At 61.0% G+C, this 367-nt stretch carries 1 protein-coding gene; it reads right to left on the bottom strand.

Annotation, left to right across the window (positions count from 1 at the left end):
* Positions 1 to 3: 3 nt before the first annotated feature.
* Positions 4 to 367 (bottom strand): molybdopterin-dependent oxidoreductase (locus AB4Z23_RS29060; protein ID WP_441361383.1); only part of this gene is annotated, 364 nt, incomplete at its 5' end.

Raw genomic sequence — 367 nt, 5'->3', positions numbered from 1 at the left:
GCCTTAGATGCCGGCGTACCATTCGTAGCCGCGATCTTCCCAATAGCCGCCGTTCCCGCCCCACAGGCCGGCGAAGCTGTCGACCAGTTCGATGCGCATGATGTACTTGGCCTGTTTGTACCCCAGTTGCCGCTCGACCCTGAGACGCAAGGGCGCGCCGTGACCAACGCTAAGGTCCTCGCCGTTCATCTCGTAGGCGAGGATGGTTTGCGGATGAACCGCGTCGATGAGATCAATGCTCTCGTAATAGCGGCCGCTTCCGTCGAGCGTCTTTTCGAGTTCGTCGGCACAATGCAGGACGACATATCGCGCCGTCGGCTTGACGCCAGTAAGGCGCAACAGATGGGCGAGCGGAACGCCTCTCCAC

Source organism: Agrobacterium sp. MCAB5 (genome assembly GCF_052114365.1).
In the GTDB taxonomy this organism is placed as follows: domain Bacteria; phylum Pseudomonadota; class Alphaproteobacteria; order Rhizobiales; family Rhizobiaceae; genus Agrobacterium; species Agrobacterium tumefaciens.
The sequence above is the reverse complement of the archived record's forward strand: the minus strand, read 5'-3'. Positions and strand labels throughout refer to the sequence as shown.